Annotated in this window: 1 protein-coding gene; it reads right to left on the bottom strand. The window is 70.1% G+C overall.

Annotation, left to right across the window (positions count from 1 at the left end; translation table 11 throughout):
* Positions 1-2,467: type I polyketide synthase (locus LCH29_RS43770; protein WP_446467253.1), on the bottom strand; the 2,467-nt coding region annotated here is incomplete at both ends.

The following is a 2,467-nucleotide window of genomic DNA, read 5'->3' as shown; positions in this document are numbered from 1 at the left end:
CAACCCCGCCGCCAGCTCATCCCGGTCGTCGCCGATGACGACGGCGCGGTGGTCGAAGAGCGAGCGGGTCTTCAGCAGCGACCAGCCCACCTCCACCGGTGTCGGGTCCTCTTCGGCGCAGACGTGCCCGGCCACGGCCACCGCCTGTCCCCGAAGAGCCTCTGGGCTTTGGGCGGACACCAGCCACGGCACGACACCGTGGACGGTGGAAACCGGCGCCACCGAATGGGGAGCTTGCTCCAGGATCAGATGGGCGTTGGTGCCGCTGATGCCGAACGACGACACACCCGCCCGGCGCGGCTGTTCACCCTCCGGCCACCGGACCGGCTCGGTGAGCAGCCGTACGTCACCCTCGGACCAGTTCACGTTGGGCGTCGGCTCGTCGATGTGCAGCGAGGCGGGCAGGAGCCCGTGCCGCATCGCCATCACCATCTTGATCACACCGGCTACGCCCGCCGCGGCCTGGGTGTGGCCGATGTTGGACTTGATGGAGCCGAGCCACAGGGGCCGATCGTGCAACCGGTCCTGTCCGTACGTGGCCAGCAGTGCCTGCGCCTCGATCGGGTCGCCCAGCGTCGTACCGGTGCCATGCGCCTCGACGGCGTCCACCTCGGACGGCGTCAGGCGGGCGTTGGCGAGCGCCTGCCGGATGACTCGCTGCTGCGAGGGCCCGTTCGGCGCCGTCAGACCGTTGCTGGTGCCGTCCTGGTTGACCGCCGTACCCCGTACGAGCGCCAGTACCCGGTGGCCGTTGCGCCGGGCGTCCGACAGCCGTTCCAGCAGGACGAGGCCCACGCCCTCGCCCCACACCATGCCGTCGGCGGCCGCGGCGAACGGTTTGCACCGGGCATCGGGGGCCAAGCCGCGCTGGCGGGAGAACTCGATGAACGCGCCCGGGGTGGCCATCACCGTCACTCCGCCTGCCAGGGCGAGGGTGCATTCGCCCTGCCGGAGCGCCTGGGCGGCCAGATGCATGGCCACCAGCGACGACGAACAGGCCGTGTCGACGGTGACCGCGGGCCCTTCCAAGCCGAACGAGTACGCCACCCGGCCGGACACCACGCTGCCGATGTTCCCCGTGGCGACGTAGCCTTCGACATCGCTTGCCGTATCGCCGGTGAGCGACAGATAGTCCTGGGAGGTCACTCCGGCGAAGACGCCGGTGTTGCTGCCGCTCAGTGCGTCGCGGTCGAGCCCTGCGTTTTCGAAGGTTTCCCATGCGGTTTCGAGGAGCAGCCGCTGTTGGGGGTCCATGGCGAGCGCTTCGCGCGGGCTGATACCGAAGAACGCCGCGTCGAACGCGGGCGCGTCATGGAGAAAGCCACCCTCGCGGACATAACTCGTACCCGAGTGGTCGGGGTCGGGGTGGAAGAGCGCGTTGAGGTCCCAGTGCCGATCGGTGGGCATCTCCGTGATGGCGTCGTGGTGTGCGACGACCAGGTCCCACAGATCCTTCGGATTGCGTGCGCCACCGGGGTAGCGACAGGCCATTCCGACGATCGCGATGGGCTCGTCGAGCGCGGCCGCGGTGGGCGCGTGGGCGGCGACAGCCGTCTGCTGCCCCGTGATGTCGGCACGCAGACGGGTCGCGAGGGCATGCGGTGTGGGGTGGTCGAAGACGAGGGAGGGCGGGAGGTCGATGCCCGTGAGGGTGGCGAGCTGGTTACGCAGCTCGACGGCGGTGAGGGAGTCGACCCCCAGCTCCTGGAACGGCTGGGTGGCCGGAATGGCATCGGGCCCGGCATGGCCCAGGATCGCTGCCGCCAGGGACTGGATCTCGTGGAGCAGCAGCTGATGCTGCTTGGCGGGGGTGCTGGAATCGAGCTGTTGGCGCAGCGGTGTGACGGCGGACGGAGCGTGGCGAGAGTCCTCCGGGTGGACGGCGGACCCGATCAGGTCGGAGAGCAACGGACTCGGCCGTTGCGCCGTAAAAGTGGCGGGGAACTTCTCCCAGTCGATGTCCGCGATGGTGACGGTGGTGTCGCGGTGGCTGAGCGCGTGGTGGAGCGCCGCAACCGCGAGATCGGGGCTGAGCGGCGACAACCCCCGCCGCCCGTAGAAGGAGAGCGCCGTCTCGTCGGCGGCCATGCCCGCCTCGCTCCAGGGGCCCCAGGCGATGCTGGTGGCGGGGAGTCCTTGGAGGCGGCGGTGTTCGGCGAGGGCGTCGAGGTAGGTGTTGGCGGCGGCGTAGGCGGCCTGTCGACTGCCGCCCCAGGAGGCCGCACCGGAGGAGAAGAGGACGAACGCGCTGAGGTCGAGTTCCCTCGTGAGTTCGTGCAGATGCGCGGCGCCGAGGGCCTTGGCCTCCAGCACATGCTGGAGACGTTCCGGCGGGAGGTCGGCGATCAGCTCGGTGTCGGAGGCACCGGCGGCGTGGATGACGGTGGTGAGGGGGTGTTCGGTGGGGATGGCTCGGATGAGGTGGTGGAGGGCGGTGCGGTCGGAGACGTCGCAGGCGGTGATGGTG

Source organism: Streptomyces sp. BRA346, assembly GCF_052851135.1.
Note: the sequence above shows the minus strand (reverse complement) of the source record. Positions and strands in the feature narration are given on the sequence as shown.